General features: G+C 68.3%; 23 protein-coding genes. All 23 read right to left on the bottom strand.

The genetic code is table 11. The features are described from left to right. Window position 1: 1 nt before the first annotated feature. Window positions 2-541 (bottom strand): 50S ribosomal protein L6, encoded by a 540-nt coding sequence (rplF, locus tag FDZ84_RS08885; RefSeq protein ID WP_168585497.1) that lies wholly within the window; start codon window positions 539-541, stop codon window positions 2-4. Window positions 542-557: 16 nt separating this feature from the next. After that, window positions 558-956: a 30S ribosomal protein S8 gene (rpsH, locus tag FDZ84_RS08890; RefSeq protein ID WP_010315396.1), complete on the bottom strand. Its 399-nt coding sequence runs from the start codon at window positions 954-956 to the stop codon at window positions 558-560. Between the two features lie 231 nt (window positions 957-1,187). After that, window positions 1,188-1,373: a type Z 30S ribosomal protein S14 gene (locus FDZ84_RS08895; protein WP_010315398.1), complete on the bottom strand. Its 186-nt coding sequence runs from the start codon at window positions 1,371-1,373 to the stop codon at window positions 1,188-1,190. Between the two features lie 3 nt (window positions 1,374-1,376). After that, a complete protein-coding gene (rplE, locus tag FDZ84_RS08900) occupies window positions 1,377-1,952 on the bottom strand; it encodes a 50S ribosomal protein L5 (RefSeq protein ID WP_168585498.1) in 576 nt (191 codons plus the stop codon). 2 nt (window positions 1,953-1,954) lie between these two features. After that, complete coding sequence (gene rplX, locus FDZ84_RS08905; protein WP_168585499.1) at window positions 1,955-2,269, bottom strand: 50S ribosomal protein L24; 315 nt, start codon at window positions 2,267-2,269, stop codon at window positions 1,955-1,957. Beyond that, window positions 2,269-2,637, bottom strand: coding sequence for a 50S ribosomal protein L14 (rplN, locus tag FDZ84_RS08910; protein WP_010315405.1), 369 nt, complete (start codon window positions 2,635-2,637; stop codon window positions 2,269-2,271). The genes rplX and rplN overlap by 1 nt, the downstream gene beginning before the upstream one ends. Before the next feature lie 179 nt (window positions 2,638-2,816). After that, a complete protein-coding gene (gene rpsQ, locus FDZ84_RS08915) occupies window positions 2,817-3,092 on the bottom strand; it encodes a 30S ribosomal protein S17 (protein ID WP_168585500.1) in 276 nt (91 codons plus the stop codon). Then, the gene (gene rpmC, locus FDZ84_RS08920; RefSeq protein WP_168585501.1) at window positions 3,089-3,331 is read right to left on the bottom strand and encodes a 50S ribosomal protein L29; all 243 of its coding nucleotides are present in this window, start codon (window positions 3,329-3,331) and stop codon (window positions 3,089-3,091) included. The genes rpsQ and rpmC overlap by 4 nt, the downstream gene beginning before the upstream one ends. Continuing rightward, entirely contained in the window at window positions 3,331-3,750 is a 420-nt protein-coding gene (gene rplP / locus FDZ84_RS08925) for a 50S ribosomal protein L16 (protein ID WP_010315411.1), read from the bottom strand. The genes rpmC and rplP overlap by 1 nt, the downstream gene beginning before the upstream one ends. Window positions 3,751-3,753: 3 nt before the next feature. Next, window positions 3,754-4,620 carry a 30S ribosomal protein S3 gene (gene rpsC, locus FDZ84_RS08930; protein ID WP_168585502.1) on the bottom strand — a complete coding sequence of 289 codons (867 nt, stop codon included), beginning with the start codon at window positions 4,618-4,620 and terminating at the stop codon, window positions 3,754-3,756. Then, window positions 4,620-5,039: a 50S ribosomal protein L22 gene (rplV, locus tag FDZ84_RS08935; protein WP_210435490.1), complete on the bottom strand. Its 420-nt coding sequence runs from the start codon at window positions 5,037-5,039 to the stop codon at window positions 4,620-4,622. The genes rpsC and rplV overlap by 1 nt, the downstream gene beginning before the upstream one ends. A gap of 42 nt (window positions 5,040-5,081) precedes the next feature. Further along, entirely contained in the window at window positions 5,082-5,363 is a 282-nt protein-coding gene (gene rpsS / locus FDZ84_RS08940; protein ID WP_010315419.1) for a 30S ribosomal protein S19, read from the bottom strand. A gap of 18 nt (window positions 5,364-5,381) precedes the next feature. Next, window positions 5,382-6,215: a 50S ribosomal protein L2 gene (gene rplB / locus FDZ84_RS08945; protein ID WP_010315421.1), complete on the bottom strand. Its 834-nt coding sequence runs from the start codon at window positions 6,213-6,215 to the stop codon at window positions 5,382-5,384. Window positions 6,216-6,247: 32 nt separating this feature from the next. Next, complete coding sequence (gene rplW / locus FDZ84_RS08950) at window positions 6,248-6,547, bottom strand: 50S ribosomal protein L23 (protein ID WP_168585503.1); 300 nt, start codon at window positions 6,545-6,547, stop codon at window positions 6,248-6,250. 76 nt (window positions 6,548-6,623) lie between these two features. Then, on the bottom strand, window positions 6,624-7,304 hold the full coding sequence (gene rplD / locus FDZ84_RS08955) for a 50S ribosomal protein L4 (protein WP_168585504.1): 681 nt from the start codon (window positions 7,302-7,304) through the stop codon (window positions 6,624-6,626). Then, window positions 7,304-7,954 carry a 50S ribosomal protein L3 gene (gene rplC, locus FDZ84_RS08960; protein WP_168585505.1) on the bottom strand — a complete coding sequence of 217 codons (651 nt, stop codon included), beginning with the start codon at window positions 7,952-7,954 and terminating at the stop codon, window positions 7,304-7,306. The genes rplD and rplC overlap by 1 nt, the downstream gene beginning before the upstream one ends. 35 nt (window positions 7,955-7,989) lie before the next feature. Further along, window positions 7,990-8,295, bottom strand: coding sequence for a 30S ribosomal protein S10 (gene rpsJ / locus FDZ84_RS08965; RefSeq protein WP_009948626.1), 306 nt, complete (start codon window positions 8,293-8,295; stop codon window positions 7,990-7,992). A gap of 595 nt (window positions 8,296-8,890) precedes the next feature. Beyond that, window positions 8,891-10,084: an elongation factor Tu gene (gene tuf / locus FDZ84_RS08970; protein WP_168585506.1), complete on the bottom strand. Its 1,194-nt coding sequence runs from the start codon at window positions 10,082-10,084 to the stop codon at window positions 8,891-8,893. A gap of 220 nt (window positions 10,085-10,304) precedes the next feature. Further along, window positions 10,305-12,407, bottom strand: coding sequence for an elongation factor G (fusA, locus tag FDZ84_RS08975; RefSeq protein WP_168585507.1), 2,103 nt, complete (start codon window positions 12,405-12,407; stop codon window positions 10,305-10,307). 99 nt (window positions 12,408-12,506) lie between these two features. Beyond that, window positions 12,507-12,977: a 30S ribosomal protein S7 gene (rpsG, locus tag FDZ84_RS08980; RefSeq protein WP_168585508.1), complete on the bottom strand. Its 471-nt coding sequence runs from the start codon at window positions 12,975-12,977 to the stop codon at window positions 12,507-12,509. Next, complete coding sequence (rpsL, locus tag FDZ84_RS08985; RefSeq protein WP_009948619.1) at window positions 12,977-13,351, bottom strand: 30S ribosomal protein S12; 375 nt, start codon at window positions 13,349-13,351, stop codon at window positions 12,977-12,979. Before rpsL ends, rpsG begins: the two co-directional genes overlap by 1 nt. A 613-nt stretch (window positions 13,352-13,964) precedes the next feature. Then, entirely contained in the window at window positions 13,965-15,608 is a 1,644-nt protein-coding gene (locus FDZ84_RS08990) for a TNT domain-containing protein (RefSeq protein WP_168585509.1), read from the bottom strand. Beyond that, window positions 15,605-19,699, bottom strand: coding sequence for an ADP-ribosylglycohydrolase family protein (locus FDZ84_RS08995; protein WP_168585510.1), 4,095 nt, complete (start codon window positions 19,697-19,699; stop codon window positions 15,605-15,607). The genes FDZ84_RS08990 and FDZ84_RS08995 overlap by 4 nt, the downstream gene beginning before the upstream one ends. Between the last annotated feature and the right edge of the window lie 18 nt (window positions 19,700-19,717).

Consider the following 19,717-nt stretch of genomic DNA (forward strand, 5'->3'; position numbering starts at 1 on the left):
GTCACTTACCCGTCTTCCCGACCTTGCGGCGGATGATCTCACCTGCGTAGCGGACACCCTTGCCCTTGTACGGGTCGGGCTTGCGCAGCTTGCGAATCCTGGCCGCGATCTCGCCGACCAGCTGCTTGTCGATGCCCTTGACCGACAGCTTGGTCGGACCATCTACGACGAACTGGATGCCTTCCGGCGGTTCGATCACGATGGGGTGGCTGTAGCCGAGGGAGAACTCCAGGTTCGACCCCTTCTGCAGCACGCGGTAACCGACGCCGTGGATCTCCAGGTTCTTCTGGTAACCCTGGCTGACACCGATCACCATGTTGTTGACCAGCGTCCGGGTGAGCCCGTGCAGCGAACGGCTTTCCCGCTCGTCGTTGGGGCGCTTCACCAGGATCGAACCGTCCTCGTCCCGCTCGACGACGATCGGCTCGGCGACCTGGTGCTGCAGGCTGCCCTTGGGGCCCTTCACGTTCACCGCCGGGCCGTCGATGGTCACCTCGACGCCGGAGGGGACGGTGATCGGCAGTTTTCCAATGCGCGACATTGCCGCTCCTCCTCCCTTACCAGACGTAGGCGAGGACTTCCCCGCCCACGCCCTTCTTCATGGCCTGCCGGTCGGTCAGCAGACCGCCGGAGGTCGAGATGATCGCGACGCCCAGGCCACCCAGCACCTTGGGAAGGTTGGTGGACTTGGCGTAGACCCGCAGGCCGGGCTTCGAGACCCGGCGCAGGCCCGCAATGCTCCGCTCGCGGTTCGGGCCGTACTTGAGCTCGACGACGAGCTGCTTGCAGTTCTCGCCCTCTTCGACGCGGGAGCCGGACACGTAGCCCTCCCGCTTGAGGATCTCGGCGATGTTCGCCTTCAGCTTGGAGTGCGGCATCACGACCTCGTCGTGGTATGCCGAGTTTCCGTTGCGCAGACGCGTCAGCATGTCTGCGATCGGATCGGTCATCGTCATGACCTGCTCAACCTTTCTCGTCTGGTTCCGATGGGCCCCGACCGCGCACCACCCGTGATCCGGGTGGCCGTCTGGGCCCTGGCCTGGACGAAGTTCGGGGTTTCCCGGCCGAGCAGCCGGGTCCCTTGTCATTTCACGTGCAAGCACGGCGTTCGCCGCGGAGCGTGGGCATCAGCCCTGGTAGGCCTGCTGAGGGTACCGGGAGCCGGCATCCCCGCAGCAGGCGGGCAGTCACCAGGAAGACTTGCTCACGCCGGGCAGTTCGCCCGCGTGCGCCATCTCGCGGAAGCACACCCGGCATAGCCCGAACTTGCGGAACACCGCACGCGGCCGACCGCAGCGCTGGCAGCGGGTGTAGCCGCGGACGTTGAACTTCGGCTTGCGCGCCGCCTTGATAACCAGCGCCTTCTTGGCCATCGCTCAGTTCTCCTTGAACGGGAAGCCCAGGTGCTTCAGCAGCGCCCGGCCTTCCTCATTGTTGGTGGCCGTGGTAACGACGGTGATGTCCATGCCACGCGGGCGGTCGATGTTGTCCGGGTTGATCTCGTGGAACATCGACTGCTCGTTGAGGCCGAACGTGTAGTTGCCCTTGCCGTCGAACTGCTTCGGCGACAACCCGCGGAAGTCGCGGATTCGCGGCAGCGCGATGGTGACCAGGCGGTCCAGGAACTCCCACATCCGGTCGCCGCGCAGGGTGACCCGCGCACCGATCGGCATGCCCTCGCGGAGCTTGAACTGCGCGATGGACTTGCGGGCCTTGCGGATCTCCGGCTTCTGACCGGTGATGATCGACAGGTCGCGGACCGCACCCTCGATCAGCTTGCTGTCCCGAGCGGCGTCGCCAACACCCATGTTGACCACGACCTTGACCACGCCGGGCGTCTGCATCACGTTGGAGTAGTTGAACTCCTCGTTGAGCGCCTGGCGGATCTCCTCGCGGTAACGGGTCTTCAGCCGCGGGACAATCTTCTCAGCGCCTTTTTCCAAGGTGGTCATGATCAGATGTCCTTACCGTTACGACGAGAGATGCGAACCTTCTTGCCGTCCTCACCGATGCGGTAGCCGACCCGGGCGGGCTTGCCATCGGAGTCCACGACCATCACGTTGCTCACGTGGATCGACGCTTCCTGGGTGACGATGCCGCCGGACTGCGCGCCACGCTCGGTCCGGGAGACCTTGGTGTGCTTCTTGATCCGGTTGACACCCTCGACCAGCACGCGCTGCTCCTGCGGCATGGCCTTGATGACCTTGCCCTTGGCGCCCTTGTCCTTGCCGGAGATGACGACGACCGTGTCGCCTTTCTTGATTTTCATCACAAAACCTCCGGCGCGAGCGAGATGATCTTCATGAACTTCTTGTCGCGCAGCTCGCGGGCGACCGGCCCGAAGATACGGGTACCCCGGGGCTCGCCACCGGGCTTGACCAGCACCGCGGCGTTCTCGTCGAACCGGATGTAGGAACCATCCGCGCGACGCTTTTCCTTCTTCTGGCGGACGATGACGGCCTTGACCACATCGCCCTTCTTGACTCCGGCACCGGGGATGGCTTCCTTGACGGTCGCCACGATGATGTCCCCGAGGCCCGCGTACCGCCGACCCGACCCACCGAGGACACGGATCGTGAGGATCTCCTTGGCCCCGGTGTTGTCGGCGACACGCAGTCGCGACTCCTGCTGGATCACGTCTGACTCCTGACCCTAAGTACTCGGACCTGGCCCGAGCACACTCTGGCGCGCCAAATTTCCGACCTGACGCGCGCGGTCAACTTCCGGCACGCGAACCGGCCGACCGCTGGGAGAATTCCCGGCATTGCCCGGGCATCGATGTCCCGCAGCGGTCAGCCAGCCGCAACCGTTCAGTTTTACTTGGCCTTCTCGACGACCTCGACGAGCCGCCAGCGCTTGGTGGCCGACAGCGGTCGGGTCTCCATCAGCAGCACGCGGTCGCCGACACCGGCCGTGTTGGCCTCGTCGTGCACCTTGACCTTGCTGGTCTGCCGCATGACCTTGCCGTAGAGGGCGTGCTTCTTGCGGTCTTCGAGGGCGACCACGATCGTCTTGTCCATCTTGTCCGAGACGACGTAGCCCTCGCGCATCTTGCGACGGTTGCGCTCCACGCCCTGTCCTTTCTCACTCATGCCGCGCCCTCCTCAGCGCCTTCGGGGGAAACCGTCAGGCCCAATTCGCGCTCGCGCATGATGGTGTAGATCCGGGCGATGTCCTGGCGGACGACGCGCAGCCGCCGGTTGTTCTGCAGCTGACCCGTGGCCATCTGGAAGCGGAGGTTGAACAGCTCCTCCTTCGCCTCCTTCAGCCGCTGGGCGAGCTCCTCCTCGTTGAGTTCGCGGAGCTCGGATGCGGTGACACCCGCTGCCATCAGAAGTCACCACCCTCGCGGGACACGATCTTGCACTTCATCGGGAGCTTGTGCGCCGCACGGGTCAGCGCCTCGATCGCCGTCTTCTCGTTCGGGAAGGTCAGCTCGAACATGATCCGTCCGGGCTTGACGTTGGCGACCCAGGACTCCGGCGAACCCTTACCGGAACCCTGACGGGTTTCGGCCGGCTTCTTGGTCAGCGGGCGGTCCGGGAAGATGTTGATCCACACCTTGCCGCCACGCTTGACGTGCCGGGTGATCGCGATACGGGCCGACTCGATCTGCCGGTTGGTCACGTAGCCGTGCTCGATCGCCTGAATGCCGTACTCGCCGAAGTTGATCCGGGTGCCACCCTTGGCGAAGCCCGTACGCTTCGGCGCGTGGCTCTTACGCCACTTCACCCTGCGTGGGACGAGCACGTCTCAGCCCTCCGTCTTCTCTTCAGCCGCAGCAGCCTGCGGCTGCTCGCCCTCCGCGGCCTTCTCGGCCTTGGCGGACTTGTCAGCTGCAGCGCGGTCCGCGCCACCGGCACCCCGGCGACGACCACCGCGGTCGGAACGGCCACCGCGCTCGCCGCGCTCGCCACGGTCGCCGCGGTCGCCGCGGTCGCCACCACCGCGCGGCGGACGGACCTCGGACTGCTCTTGCTTCTGCTTCAGGCCACCGACCAGCTCGCCCTTGTAGATCCACACCTTGACGCCAATGCGGCCGAAGGTGGTGCGGGCCTCGAAGAAGCCGTAGTCGATGTCCGCGCGCAGCGTGTGCAGCGGAACCCGGCCCTCGCGGTAGAACTCCGAGCGGGACATCTCCGCGCCGCCCAGGCGACCCGAGCACTGCACCCGGATGCCCTTGACCTGCGACGAGCGCATGGCCGACTGGATGGCCTTGCGCATCGCGCGCCGGAAGGACACGCGGTTGGACAGCTGCTCGGCCACGCCCTGCGCGACCAGCTGGGCGTCCGCCTCGGGGTTCTTGACCTCGAGGATGTTGAGCTGAACCTGCTTGCCGGTCAACTTCTCCAGCGAACCGCGGATGCGGTCCGCCTCGGCACCGCGGCGGCCGATGACGATGCCCGGCCGGGCGGTGTGAATGTCCACGCGGACCCGCTCGCGGGTGCGCTCGATCTCAACCTTCGAGATCCCAGCGCGCTCCATGCCGCGAGACAGTTGCCGGCGGATCTTGACGTCCTCCGCGACGTACTCCGAGTACTGCTTGTCGGCGTACCAGCGAGACTTCCAGTCCGTGGTGATGCCGAGTCGGAAGCCGTGCGGGTTGATCTTCTGACCCACTACCGGGCACTCCCCTTCTGGCTCTTTCGGGACTTGGTCGCCGCCTTCGGCCGAGACTCGATCTCGACCGTGATGTGGCTTGTCCGCTTCCGGATCCGGTACGCACGGCCCTGCGCGCGCGGCCGGAACCGCTTCAACGTCGGCCCCTCGTCCACGTACGCGTGGTGCACCCACAGCGTCTCGGGGTCGAGGGAAAGGTTGTTCTCCGCGTTGGCGATCGCACTGGCGAGCACCTTCGACACCGGACCGCTGGCGGTCTGCGGCGCGAACTGAAGCACGGCCAGGGCATCGCTGGCGCTCCGGCCCTTGATGAGCTCGACCACGCGCCGCGCCTTCATCGGCGACACGCGGACGAACCGGGCCCGCGCCACTGCGCGCGGGGTTTCCTCCGCGGCAGTGTCGTCGGAACGGGCTGTCATCCTGCTACCCCTTGCTCTTACTCGTTCGTGTCACAGACCCGCTCAGCGGCGGCGCGACTTCCGGTCTTCCTTGACGTGGCCCTTGAAGGTGCGGGTCGGGGCGAATTCGCCCAGCTTGTGCCCGACCATCGACTCGGTGACGAACACCGGGACGTGCTTGCGGCCGTCGTGCACCGCGAAGGTGTGGCCCAGCATGTCCGGGATGATCGTCGACCGGCGGGACCAGGTCTTGATCACGGTCTTCTTGCCCGACTCGTTAAGCACGTCCACCTTCTTGAGCAGGTGGTCGTCCACGAACGGGCCCTTCTTCAGGCTGCGTGGCATGTTTGCTTACCTCCCTGCTCAGCGCTTCTTGCCAGTACGGCGACGGCGGACGATGAGCTTGTCACTGGGCTTGCGGCGGCGGGTGCGACCCTCCGGCTTGCCCTTCGGGTTGACCGGGTGACGACCACCGGAGGTCTTGCCCTCACCACCACCGTGCGGGTGGTCCACCGGGTTCATCACGACACCGCGGACGGTCGGGCGCTTGCCCTTCCACCGCATGCGGCCGGCCTTGCCCCAGTTGATGTTGGCGTGCTCGGAGTTGCCGACCTCGCCGACGGTGGCCCGGCACCGCGCGTCCACGTTGCGGATTTCGCCCGAGGGCATCCGCAGCTGGGCGTACGGGCCGTCCTTGGCCACCAGCTGCACCCGGGCGCCGGCGGACCGCGCGATCTTGGCGCCGCCACCGGGGCGGAGCTCGATCGCGTGGATCACGGTGCCGGTCGGGATGTTGCGCAGCGGCAGGTTGTTACCCGGCTTGATGTCCGCACGCGCACCGCTCTCGATGGCGTCGCCCTGCTTGATGTTGTTCGGCGCGATGATGTAGCGCTTCTCGCCATCGGCGTAGTGCAGGAGCGCGATCCGAGCGCTGCGGTTCGGGTCGTACTCGATGTGCGCGACCTTGGCCGGCACACCGTCCTTGTCGTTGCGGCGGAAGTCGATCACGCGGTAAGCCCGCTTGTGACCGCCACCCTTGTGCCGCGTGGTGATCTTGCCCTGAGCGTTGCGGCCCGCCTTCTTGTTCAGCGGACGCACCAACGACTTCTCCGGCTCCGACCGGGTGATCTCGGCGAAGTCGGACACGCTCGCGCCACGACGGCCCGGCGTCGTCGGCTTGTACTTGCGAATGCCCATTGTTAACGCAACCTCGTCCTAATCAGCACCGGTCAGGCGGCCGGTCCGCCGAAGATCTCGATCGGCTTGCTCTCCGGCGACAGGGTGACGATCGCCCGCTTGGTGTCTTTGCGCTTGCCGAACCCGGACCGGGAACGCTTGCGCTTGCCGTTGCGGTTGATCGTGTTGACGCTGGTCACCTTGACGCCGAAGATCTTCTCGACCGCGATCTTGACCTCGGTCTTGTTCGAGCGCGGGTCCACCAGGAAGGTGTACTGCCCCTGTTCGAGCAGCCCGTAGCTCTTCTCGGAGATCACCGGCGCAAGGATGATGTCTCGCGGGTCGGCGCTCACTGCTGTGCCTCCTCAGTGTTCTGCGGGACACCCGCACCCGGTCGGCTTACATGAGCGCAAAGGCGCAGAGTGTCGCTCATGACGCCTCCTCCGAAGAAGACGCGGCGGCCTTGACCGACCGGCCCTTGACGGGGCCCGCGACGAAACGCTCGAACGCGGACTTGGTGAACACCACGTCATCGCTGTTGAGGACGTCGTAGGTGTTCAGCTGGCCCGGGTCGATCAGGTGCACGTTCTGCAGGTTCCGCAGGCTCAGCCACGAGTTCTCCTCCTCGTGGCGGTTGAGCACGACCAGAACCTTCTTGGCCTCGGTCCAGTTGCGCAGCGCGGTCTTCGCCGACTTGGTGGACGGCGTCTCGCCGCCGACCACGCCGGTGACCACGTGCAGCTGGCCGGCGCGAACCCGGTCGGAGAGGGCACCGCGCAGGGCTGCGACCTTCATCTTCTTCGGGGTCCGCTGGGAGTAGTCCCGCGGCTGCGGCCCGTGGACGACGCCACCGCCGGTGAACTGCGGGGCCCGGATGGAGCCCTGCCGGGCGTTGCCGGTGCCCTTCTGGCGGTACGGCTTCCTGCCGCCGCCGGACACCATGCCGCGCGTCTTGGTGGAGTGGGTGCCCTGGCGCGCAGCGGCCAGCTGGGCCACCACGACCTGGTGCATCAGGGCCACGTTCGCCTGCACGTCGAAGATCTCGGCGGGCAGTTCGACGGTGCCGTCGGTCTTACCGTCCGGGGTACGGACGTCGAGCGTCAGGCTCATCACGCACCACCCTTCGCAGGACTCTTAACCAGGACCAGGCCGCCCTTGGGACCGGGGACGGCGCCCTTGATCAGCAGCAGGCCGGTCTCCGACTCCACCTTGTGAACCTTCAGGTTCTGGGTGGTGACGCGGTCCGAGCCCATCCGCCCGGCCATCCGCATGCCCTTGAACACGCGGCCCGGGGTGGCGCAGCCACCGATGGAGCCCGGCTTGCGGTGCACCGCCTGGGTACCGTGGCTGGCACCCTGGCTGCGGAAACCGTGCCGCTTGATGGTGCCCGCGAAGCCCTTGCCCCTGCTGGTGCCGACCACGTCGACCACCGCGCCCGCCTCGAAGACGTCCGCGCCGATCTCCTGGCCCAGCTCGTACTCACCGGCGTCCGCGGTGCGCAGCTCCACGACGTGGCGGCGCGGGGTGACGCCGGCCTTGGTGAAGTGGCCGCTCCGCGGCTTGTTCACCCTGCGCGGGTCGATGGCGCCGAACGCCAGCTGCACGGCCGAGTAGCCGTCTTTCTCGGGGGTCCGAATCTGGGTTACCACGTTCGGCCCGGCCTGCACGACCGTCACCGGGACAATCCGGTTCTGGTCGTCGAAGACCTGGGTCATGCCGAGCTTGGTGCCCAGAATCCCCTTGATCTGCCTGTCAGACATAGGTCTCGTTCTCTCCAGCTACCTCGTCGCCGCGCTTACTGGATGTTCACGTCGACGCTGGCCGGCAGGTCGATGCGCATCAGCGCGTCAACCGTCTTCGGCGTCGGTTCGAGGATGTCGATGAGCCGCTTGTGCGTCCGCATCTCGAAGTGCTCCCGCGAGTCCTTGTACTTGTGCGGGGAGCGGATGACGCAGTAGACGTTCTTCTCCGTGGGCAGCGGCACCGGCCCGACGACCCGAGCGCCGGTGCGCGTCACGGTCTCGACGATCTTGCGCGCGGACGCGTCGATCGCCTCGTGGTCGTAGGCCTTGAGCCGGATGCGGATCTTCTGTCCCGCCATAGTGGCTTGCCGTTCCTCTAGTCTCGTGCCGCGGTTTCGTCTTGGGTGCGGGTGCACCGCACCCTCGCGGGCGGTGGTGCCCCACGCGGCCTCAGCCTTGTGTCGTCCCGATGCCGGGAGGCGCCACAGCTCTCAGTCCGCCCCTGTTCAGGTATCTGGTGCCCGGTACCCGCGGTCGGGCGTGTCGCCCAGCTACCGCATACCGGTCCCCGCGAACGTCGCCGACGGGGTGAGCCTTGCGGCCCGTACACCTTCTTGTGCCCTGTTCGGCCCGCCACCGGGAATCCGGCGGCATCAGCACCGTCTGAGAACAGTCCTGAACCGGAACAAGGGCGCGAGGCCCTCGCAGCAAGGCGGCCGGAGCTTCGAACCTTCTCGAATTCGGTTGGTTCAAAACCCGGCCGCCCTGAACGAGCAACCCATACAGGATGCCATACCCGTTTATCCAGCCCAAACCGGGGGTGGGGTTACGGGAAGAACTATCGCCGGACTCACTCGCCGAGGCGGGCCACCGGCGGACGAAACCCTCGGCAGGTTGTCATCTGAAAAGCAAGAGGGCCCGCCCCCGAAGGTTCGGGGGCGGGCCCTCGTCACGTCACTTGATGATCTTGGTGACGCGACCGGCGCCGACGGTGCGGCCACCCTCGCGGATCGCGAAGCGCAGACCTTCGTCCATCGCGATCGGCTGGATCAGGGCGACCGTCATCTCGGTGTTGTCGCCCGGCATGACCATCTCGGTGCCCTCGGGGAGGGTCACCACACCGGTCACGTCGGTGGTGCGGAAGTAGAACTGCGGCCGGTAGTTGTTGAAGAACGGCGTGTGCCGGCCACCCTCGTCCTTGGACAGGATGTACACCTGAGCATCGAAGTCGGTGTGCGGGGTGGTGGTGCCGGGCTTCACGACGACCATGCCCCGCTCGACCTCTTCGCGCTTGATACCGCGAATCAGCAGACCGACGTTGTCACCCGCCTGGCCCTCGTCGAGCAGCTTGCGGAACATCTCGACACCGGTGACGGTGGTCTTGATCGGCTTTTCCTTGATGCCGACCATCTCCACCTCCTCGTTCACCTTGACGACACCGCGCTCGATGCGGCCGGTGACCACGGTGCCGCGGCCGGTGATGGAGAAGACGTCCTCGATCGGCATCAGGAACGGCTTCTCGATCTCGCGGACAGGGTCCGGGACGTTCTCGTCCACCGCGTCCATCAGCTCGACGATCTTGGCGCCCCACTCGGCGTCGCCCTCCAGCGCCTTCAGCGCGGAAACGCGGACCACCGGCACGTCGTCACCCGGGAACTCCTGGGCCGACAGCAGCTCGCGGACCTCCATCTCGACGAGCTCGAGGATTTCCTCGTCGTCGACCATGTCGGCCTTGTTCAGCGCGACCAGGATGTAGGGCACGCCGACCTGGCGGGCCAGCAGCACGTGCTCGCGGGTCTGCGGCATCGGGCCGTCGGTCGCCGCGACCACCAGGATCGCGCCGTCCATCTGCGCGGCACCGGTGATCATGTTCTTCACGTAGTCGGCGTGACCGGGGGCGTCCACGTGGGCGTAGTGGCGCTTCTCGGTCTGGTACTCGACGTGCGCGATCTGGATCGTGATGCCGCGCTCACGCTCCTCCGGCGCCTTGTCGATCTCGTCGAACGGCGTGAAGGGGTTCAGCGACGGGTACTTGTCGTGCAGAACCTTGGTGATGGCCGCGGTGAGCGTGGTCTTGCCGTGGTCAACGTGACCGATGGTCCCGATGTTGACGTGCGGCTTGTCCCTCTCGAACTTCGCCTTAGCCACTGGATTGTCCTCCTGGACTTGTTAACTTTCCGCCGTACGACTTGTTGTGCCAGGCGGAGTCCTGTCGGGTAGGTGACGAGCGGGCCCCCGATCCCGGAAGAACACTGTCCTTACGGGATGGCGGCCCGTCCGCCGCCGAACTGGAGGGGATTGCTCCCCGGTCGCCTTCGCGAGGCGTTGCCTCCCGCTCGATCCCGGCTGGCCGCGACCGAGCAGCGGGTCACTCGCCCGTTGCCTTGGCGATGATCTCCTTAGCCACGTTCGCCGGAACCTCGGCGTAGGAGTCGAACACCATCGAGTAGTTGGCACGACCCTGGGTCTTGGACCGCAGGTCGCCGACATACCCGAACATCTCCGACAGCGGCACGAGAGCCTTGACGACGCGGGTACCGCTGCGCTCCTCCATGGCCTGGATCTGGCCACGGCGGGAGTTCAGGTCGCCGATGACATCGCCCATGTAGTCCTCGGGCGTGGTCACCTCGACCGCCATCATCGGTTCGAGCAGCGCCGGGGAGGCCTTCGCAGCGGCTTCCTTCAGCGCCATCGAACCCGCGACCTTGAACGCCATTTCCGACGAGTCGACCTCGTGGTACTGGCCGTCGAGCAAGGTCACCTTCACGCCGACCAGCGGGTAGCCGGCCAGCACGCCGTACTGCATCGCGTCCTGCGCGCCCTGGTCCACCGACGGGATGTACTCCCGCGGGATGCGCCCACCGGTGACCTTGTTCGCGAACTCGTAGGTCGCGCTCTCGGACGTCTGCTCGATCGGCGACAGGCCGATGATCACGCGCGCGAACTGACCGGAACCGCCGGTCTGCTTCTTGTGCGTGTACTCGTACTTGTCGATCGACTTGCGAATCGTCTCGCGGTAGGCCACCTGCGGCTTGCCGATGTTGGCCTCGACCTTGAAGTCGGTCTTCATCCGGTTGACGAGCACCTCGAGGTGCAGCTCGCCCATGCCCTTGATGATGGTCTGACCGGTTTCCTCGTCCAGCTTGACCTGGAACGTGGGGTCTTCCTCGGCGAGCTTCTGGATCGCCGTGGACAGCTTCTCCTGGTCGGCCTTCGTCTTGGGCTCGATGGCCACCTCGATCACCGGTGCCGGGAAGGTCATCGACTCCAGCACGATCGGGTTCGCCGGGTCGCAGAGGGTGTCACCGGTGGTGGTGTCCTTCAGGCCGATCACCGCGTAGATGTGACCCGCCTGGATCTCGTCGACCGGGTTCTCCTTGTTGGAGTGCATCTGGAACATCTTCCCGATGCGCTCCTTGCGCTCCTTGGTCGAGTTGATGACCTGGGTGCCCGCGGAGACCTTGCCCGAGTAGACCCGGACGTAGGTGAGCTTGCCGAAGAACGGGTGCACGGCGATCTTGGACACCAGCGCGGCGAACGGCTCGTCGGTGCTGGGCTTGCGCTCGGCCGGGGTCACACCGTCGGGCAGCAGGCCCTGCACCGGCGGGACGTCCAGCGGCGAGGGCAGGTAGTCCACCACCGCGTCCAGCATCGGCTGGACACCCTTGTTCTTGAACGCCGTACCGCAGAGCACCGGGAACGCCTCGCGGCTGTTGGTCAGCTTGCGGATGCCGCTCTTGATCTGCTCCTCGGTCAGCTTCTCGCCACCGAAGTAGGCCTCCATCAGAGCGTCGTCGGACTCCGCGACGGCCTCGATCAGCTTCTCGCGGTATTCCGCGGCCTGCTCGGCGAGGTCGGCCGGGATGTCCTCGACCTCGTAGTCCTCACCCTTCTGGACCTCGCCGCGCCAGGTCAGGGCCTTCATCCGGACCAGGTCGATGACGCCCTGGAAGTCGGACTCGGCGCCGATCGGCAGCTGCAGCACCAGCGGCCGGGCGTGGAGGCGTTCCTCGATCGTCCGAACCGTGAAGTAGAAGTCCGCGCCCAGCTTGTCCATCTTGTTGACGAAGCAGATACGCGGGACGTCGTACTTGTCCGCCTGACGCCAGACCTGCTCGGACTGCGGTTCGACACCTTCCTTACCGTCGAACACCGCGACCGCGCCGTCCAGGACGCGCAGCGACCGCTCCACCTCGACCGTGAAGTCGACGTGGCCCGGGGTGTCGATGATGTTGATCTGGGTGTCGCCCCAGAAGGTCGTGGTAGCAGCCGCGGTAATGGTGATACCCCGCTTCTGCTCCTCTTCCATCCAGTCCATCGTCGCGGCGCCGTCGTGCACCTCGCCGATCTTGTACGTGATCCCCGTGTAGTAGAGGATCCGCTCGGTCGTGGTGGTCTTGCCCGCATCGATGTGGGCCATGATGCCGATGTTGCGGACCTTGGTCAGGTCTGTCAGCACGTCGCGTGCCACGAGTTTCTTCCCCGTTCCCTGTTCAGCTGGTGCAACGTCCTTAGACAGGTGCAAAGCTGTCGAATCGGTGCGCCGAGGCGGGCAAGAGCCGACCCGACGTCACCAGCGGTAGTGCGCGAAGGCCTTGTTGGACTCCGCCATCTTGTGCGTGTCTTCACGCTTCTTGACGCTCGCGCCGAGACCGTTGCTCGCGTCCAGCAGCTCGTTCATCAGGCGGTCGACCATGGTCTTCTCGCGGCGCTGCCGGGAGTAACCGACGAGCCAGCGCAGCGCGAGGGTGGTGGAGCGACCGGCGCGCACCTCGATCGGCACCTGGTAGGTCGCGCCACCAACGCGGCGGCTGCGGACCTCCAGGGTCGGCTTCACGTTGTCGAGGGCACGCTTGAGCGTGACGACCGGGTCGGTACCGGTCTTCTCCCGGCAGCCTTCCAGCGCCGCGTAAACGATCCGCTCGGCCAGCGAGCGCTTGCCGTCCACGAGGACCTTGTTCACCAGCTGCGTGACCAGCGGCGCGCCGTACACGGGATCGGCGTGCAGCGGCCGCTTCGGGGCCGGACCCTTGCGGGGCATCAGCTCTTCTCCTTCTTCGCGCCGTACCGGCTGCGAGCCTGCTTGCGGTTCTTCACACCCTGGGTGTCAGCGGAACCGCGGATGATCTTGTAGCGCACGCCGGGGAGGTCCTTCACACGGCCGCCACGAACGAGCACGATCGAGTGCTCCTGCAGGTTGTGGCCCTCGCCCGGAATGTAGGCCGTGACCTCGATGCCACTGGTCAGCTTGACACGAGCGACCTTGCGCAGTGCCGAGTTGGGCTTCTTCGGGGTGGTCGTGTACACGCGGGTGCACACGCCACGCCGCTGCGGGCTCCCCTTGAGCGCCGCGGTCTTGGTCTTCGCGACCTTGTCCTGGCGGCCCTTACGGACCAGCTGCTGGATGGTGGGCATGGACCGGCTTTCTGTCAGCGTTCGCGTCTTCTGGTACTCGACCAAGCGGCCGCTCGTTCGAGCTTCGGCGTGCCCTGGCGTCGAGCACCTGTCAGGCACTGTGTTTCGGGACTCCTCCCGCACCACGAGGTCGGGCGTGTCGCCCACTCCCCGGCCTTTCGGCGCCGATGCGCCCCAATGGGAACGACCCCAAAGGGTTGTCGAGAGGAGTTCCACACATCCTCGGCGCTGGCGCGGTCTCAACCAGCGGCTGGCGACCACGTCATGCACGGGCATGCGGATCGACCCGATGGGTGTCGGGTCCGATAAACAAAGATACCTGCCCCGTTCTCAGAGGGTCAAAACGGGGTCCCCCTTGACCTGCTCGATCACCCGGCGCTGCGGTGGCGCCCATCCCTGGGTGCGAGCTCGCGTCTTCCTCGTCCTGACACTGTACCCACGGCGACAAGACCTTCCCGCCCGGCGAGATGGATCACATCGAGTGGCCCCAGGTGGGCCGCGCCACGATGCGCGGGGCGTGGCCGATCGGCCGGCCGGGCCCCGGGTGGTGGCAGGGTGAATGCAAGCGGCTACGCCGCTTCCAAAGGCGCGGACGGCATTCACCAACAGGCTCTCAGACCTCGGCGAGCACGCCCTCCGCTACCAGCGACTGGACGTCGGCCGGGAGGACGAAGGCGGTGCCACCACCGACCTGACCGAAGTCCGGTTTGGCCACCCCGGAGACCGCCCGGAGCGCGGTGACAACCCGGTACCGGCGGTACTCCCCGGCCGGTTGCTGCGGCGGGGCCGACCGCTGCGGCAGCGTCGTGCCCGCTACGAAGACCGTGTTGCCGGCCGGGTCGCCGAACCTGTCGACCTCGTCGCCCGCGCGCAGGTCGACGAGGAATTTGTCGTCGTAGGCGTCCAGCGGCGGCTCGCCGGGCAGCGGCCGGATCGGGCACTCGAAGTCGGCCAGCGGCTCGTCGGGCGCGCGCAGGAACAGGTCGCGGGTCAGCGCCATCGCGCCGACCAGGTGCGCGGCGGCCCCGAACGGCTCCGGGAACCGGGACTTGTTCTTGACCTCGCCGTTGTCGACGCAGAACACCGACCACCAGCCGTCGAGCTCGCGGAGCATGGCCCAGCCGCCCTCGACGGGCTGCTCGAAGCTGTAGAACCGGCGGCTCATGCCCATCGCGCCGATGATCGCCCCGGCCAGCTCGATCGCCTCGGCCGGCGGGACGTTCTCCAGGGTGTCGGCGTCGGCACCCAGCACCAGCGCCTTCGCCTCCGCCGCGGCGCGCTCGGCCACGGCTTCCGGCGGCCGGTGGCCGTTGCGCCGGATGTGTTCGAGGAAGTCGCGCGGCGGCGCGATGTCGTGCGCCTCCAGGTAGTAGGCCATCGCCAGCGGCCACACCCAGGCACCGTCGGTGTGGAACTGCTTCGGCACCTCCGGCGGGCGCTGCGGGTCCACCTCGTCCGGCGAGGTGCCGGGGGCCGACAGGAGGATCTCGCCGCCGAAGAGATAGTCGAGGACCATCTGCTTCTCCGCCCACGGCAGCGCGGGCCGGTGCGCCACCGGGCGGTCGTCGGCATCGCGGCCGTCGAAGACCTGGACCATCCGCACCGGGCCGGGCTGATCTGAGTTGCCGCGGTTGTTCGCGTGGTGCCGCCACGCGGCTTCGAGCAGCCAGTCCGGCGCGGTCGTGCAAGGGAAGAAGCGCAGCTCGTCGTAGGACCCGCGGCGGTCCTCGCCCGCGCGAGTCCACTGTGGTGCGTCGTGCCCGGTCCGGTAGTCGGCGCCGTCGCCGTTGATGGCGAGGCGCGCGGAGGTCCACGCGCCGGTCTCCGGGCGGTACTCGACGTTGCGCAGCCGGCGCAGCGCGTCGACGACCTCCTGCGCGGGGATCCACTGGTGCTGTTCGTCGGTGGTCACCGTCGCGGTGATCTCGATCCGGGTGCCCAGGGCCGTGCAGTTCACCTGGGCCTCTCGCCAGCCTTCCGGCAGCGCGGCGGCGACCGCGTCCTGCAGCGCACCGACCAGGTCCCGCTGCAGCGCGGCCCGGTCCGGCACCTGGCCGAAGGCGGCGGGCGCCGGGAACTGCGGGCGCACCGGGTGGGCGTCGTCCTCCTGGTCGAAGAACACCGCGGTCACCTGCTCGACCGGGATCGGGTCCGGGCTTCCGTCGACCCGCACCGCGCCGTCCAGCAACTCGGTCATCAACCGCGGCTCGCCACCGACCGCGCAGTACGTGCCCCAGATGTGCGTCCCGAGAATCACTTGTCCTCCCCCTCGAACGTTTCGGCGTGGACGCGACCGCTGATTCGCCGGGGCGCGGGCTTGGGCGCCGGGAACTCGGCGACAGGCAGCGCGGGTTCCGGCACGGCCGACCACTGCGGACGGACCGGGTAGCGCTCGTTCCAATCCTCGTCGGACGGCGGCTCGATGGCGGCCGGGCCCGGCTGGAACGCGCCCCGGCCGAACTCGGCGACGCAGTCCAGCGCCATCTGCTCGACGACGTCGCGCAGTTCCAGCTCGGCCAGCCAGTCGATCGGGAGCGCACTGACGCCGAGCAGCGCGCCGACGATGTTCCCGCAGATCGCGCCGGTGGAGTCGCTGTCCCCGTCGTGGTGCACGGCGATCCGCAGCGCGAGCTCGACGTCCTCGCCGCCGGCCAGCGCCGCGCACACGGCGATGGCCAGCGCCTCCTCGCCGACCCAGCCGCCGCCGAGGGTTTCGGCGACCTGCTGCGGCGTCGGCACGCCCGCCTCGGCCAGGCCCACGGCGGCCTTCAGCATCGCACTGGTCTCTTCGTGGTCCTCCCAGATCTCCAGGACCTGCAGGGCCAGCCACACCCCGTCGTCGAGGCCGCGGCCGAGCAGCGCCTGCTGGACGATCACCGCGAGCGCACCGGCGGACTGGTAGCCGGCGGGGTGGCTGTGGGTGAGCGCGGCGGTGCGGGCCGCCAGCCGGAACACCTCGGCGGGATCGGTGGAGCACAGCGCGACCGGGGCGGCGCGCATCACGCCGCCGCAGCCCTTGGAATCGTTGATCTTCTCGGTGAACGAGCCGGCCGGGTGGCCGTCGCCGAACCGGGCCAGCGCACGCCACACGGTCTTGCCGGGGGCGCGGGTCTTGAACAGGCCGGGCACCTCGATCAGCCAGCCGTCCGGCGCCGGGTAGTCGCCGAGGAACCGCCCGGCGGCGGCATCCCAGTCGACGCCCTGCGTGTGCAGCCAGCGCTGGTAGGCGAGCTGCACCTCGGGCAGCGGGTCCTCGGAGCCGAGCATCCGGTCGGCGACGCTGCCGCGGATCAGGCCTTCGGCGGTGAACAGCGTCATCTGGGTGTCGTCGGTGATCGCGCCGTGCACCCCGTACGCCTCGCGCAGCCCGCTCGGGCCGTCGGGGCCGAAGCGCTTGGAGATCTCCTCGGCGCTGATGAACTCCAGGTCGGAGCCGAGGGCGTCGCCGAGCGCCCCGCCGAGGAAGCATCCCAGCACCCGCTCGGTGAGGGACGGAGCGCTGTCGGCGGGGCGGTCGGCCTTGGCGTGCCCGCCGCGAACGATCGGCGGCACCGCCGGCACCGTTTCCACCGCCGGCACCGCTTCCGGAAACTTCGGCTCTGCGTCGGCGGATTCTTCCTGCTGCTGGCGCCCGGCGTCCGACTGCACGGATCCGGTGACCTCGGCCGGCTCGATCTCTCCGGTTCCAGTCGGCTCGGCCGCCGTTGACGAGGCAATGGCCCTCGACGGGATGTGGTCCCCGACGTCAGCAGCGCCCGTGGGCCCGGACTCGACGGCCCCGGTTGCCTGCACCGGCTCGACATCCGCGACTGCCGCCAGCGGGTCGACGCGGCGAGCGATGTGATCGACGTTCGACGGCGCTGTGCTCCGGGGGGCCTGCCCCGGCTCCGCTTCGGCGGTGGCCGACTCAGGCGAGTCGACGTCAGCGCTCCCCCGCGCGACGCGGCCCGCGCCGTCGTCATCGACCTCCGACAGCCCGGACTCTGCGTCCGCATCCGCCACAGGCTCATCAGCACTCGGTCGCTCGACCGCCGCCACCGGTTCGGTCCCGGCGGCATCCGCGAGCTCGACCGCCGCGCCGATGTCCTCCGGCGCGGTCTCCGCGACCGGCAGACCCGCTCCGTTCACCTTCTGCAAGGCGGCGAGCACGTCTGCTTCCGGCCGGACCGATCCGGCGGCTTCCGGCCGGTACTCCTCGGCGGTGATGCCTGCCGGTGCGTCGGATTCGACCTGGTCCGCCCCGGCTTCGAGCTCGTTGGGGGCCGTCTCGAACTCGGTTGGTCCGAGGTCGATCGGTTCGCGCGCGGGCGGCTCCATATCGACCGGCTCTCGCTCCGGCGCCGGCTGCGAAACGGCGGGCGGCTCGGCGTCGAGTGGATCTTCGGCGGAGGGAGCCGGGACGACGTCCTCCGCAACGAGTCCCAGCGGCGCGGACATCTCCGGCTCCGCGACGGCCTCTTCGACCGCGCTGCCAGCGAACTCCGCGAACTCCGCGAACTCCTCGGGCGCGGCGATTCCTGGTCCGGCGGCAGCGCGCTCCGCAGACCCCGGTTCGGCGGCTGCGTCTTCGGGCGCCCTGGGCGCTGCTTCGGCTTCGTCGTCGGCAGGGCGCGACGCGAACGCCGTAGCGGCGGCGATGTCGTCGGCCCCAGGCACGAGGATCGGCTTGAAATCCGGCTCAGCCGCTGCGGAAACGGCCTGCGGCCGCTCCTCGGAAGCCGACTGCTCCCGCTCTTCGACCGATGCCGGGCGGGCCTCGTCCCGGGGCTTGACCGGCGCCGTGAATCCCTCGGCCCGAGCCGCGACCTCGGCCGCCGCGCTGGGGGTGGCAAGCGGCGGGAACGCCCCGATCTGCGGCTCCCCCTCGAACTGCTCCGGGGCGACCGCCTCTGCGGGAGCGTCGATCGTCGGGAATACCGCGGTGGCTTCGACCGGCGCTTTGGCCGACAGCAGGTGCGGCACCGGGATGGGCCCGGTGCTCGACGGGTCGGTCGCCGCGAATTCCACCGGCTCCGCTGGCGTTTCGGCCCGGGCCGCCGGGAAAGTCGGCGCCCCGATGTTCGCCGCGCGCGTGCTCTGCGGCGGGATGCCCTGCGGGGGCGTGTCGGCGGCATCCGACGACGCCGTGATCGCCGGCATGATCATGGTCTGCTCGGCGGAGCCTTCGACGGTGTTCGGCGAGCCGCCGGCGAGTTCCCGGCGACCGGCGAGCCGCCGCGGGTTCGGCGAGTACCGCTGCGCCCACTGCGGCGGCGGTGGCGGCGCGAAGGCTTCGGTGGCGTCCGAGCAGAGGATCTCGATGACATCGCGCAGTTCGAGTTCGCCCACCCACTGCGCGGGAATCCCGCTCGGCCCGTAGATCGCTCCAGCGAGCTGCCCGGCCAGCGCACCGGTGACGGCGCTGTCGCTGGACTGGTTCACGGCGACCCGCACCGCGTCGGCGAAGTTCCGGGTGCTGCCCACCGCGGCCAGCGCGATGCCGAGTTCGCCGGGCTTGTCCTCGGTGTCGAATTCAATGTCGATGTCCGATGGGGAGGGACGAATGCCCCGCTGCCCGACGAACATCGCCGCGTGCACGGTCCGCCGGACGTCGGCGGGAACCTCGCGGACCTGGTAGGCGCTGCCGAGCCGGTTGCGGTCGGATGCGGTCACGGCGTCCCACAACGGCACCCCGCGGATCAACTGAGCCAGCACGTCACCGTGCAGGCCGGCCGCGCTGATCGTGTTCGGCGCGGAGGTGAACAGGTTCGCGGTCGAAGCGCCGGTCGAATACACGGCCTCCGGCACGTTCGACCACACCATGGCCGGCGCCGCCCAGGCCACGCAGTCCGCCAAACCGTCCGCACCGGTCGGGGGCCGGAGCAGGCCGTCGGCGCCCAGCGGGGACCGCCGGGCCATCCGCCCGAGCAGGGCGATCGCCGCGCCGTCCGGGTTGCGGGTCGAGTACAGCTCCGGCCGTTCGAGCAGCCAGCTGGTGGGCGCGGGTTCCGCCGACAGGTACGCCGACATCGCGTAGTCCCACGGAACGCCCTGGGTGTGCAGCCAACGCAGGTAGTTGGTCAGGACGAACTCCGTGGGCAACCACCCGTTGCCGCCCGGGTTGGCGGCCTTCGCGCGCAGCAGGGCTTCCAGGGTGAACACGGTGAGCTGGGTCAGATCGGTGACCGCGCCGCGCCGCCCGTACACGGGCAGGTAGTCGACGACGCCCTGCGGCCCGAACCACTGCTGGATCTCGGCGGTGCTCGTGCCCCGCACGCCGGCCCCGAGCGCGTCGCCGACGGCCCCGCCGAGCATGGCGCCGCGGAAACGTTGGGCCCACGACAGCTGCGGAGATTGGGCGTCGGTCATCGCGATGTCTCCCTCGTG

Origin of the sequence: Saccharopolyspora sp. ASAGF58 (genome assembly GCF_012277335.1) — a bacterium.
Taxonomy (GTDB): domain Bacteria; phylum Actinomycetota; class Actinomycetes; order Mycobacteriales; family Pseudonocardiaceae; genus Saccharopolyspora; species Saccharopolyspora hattusasensis.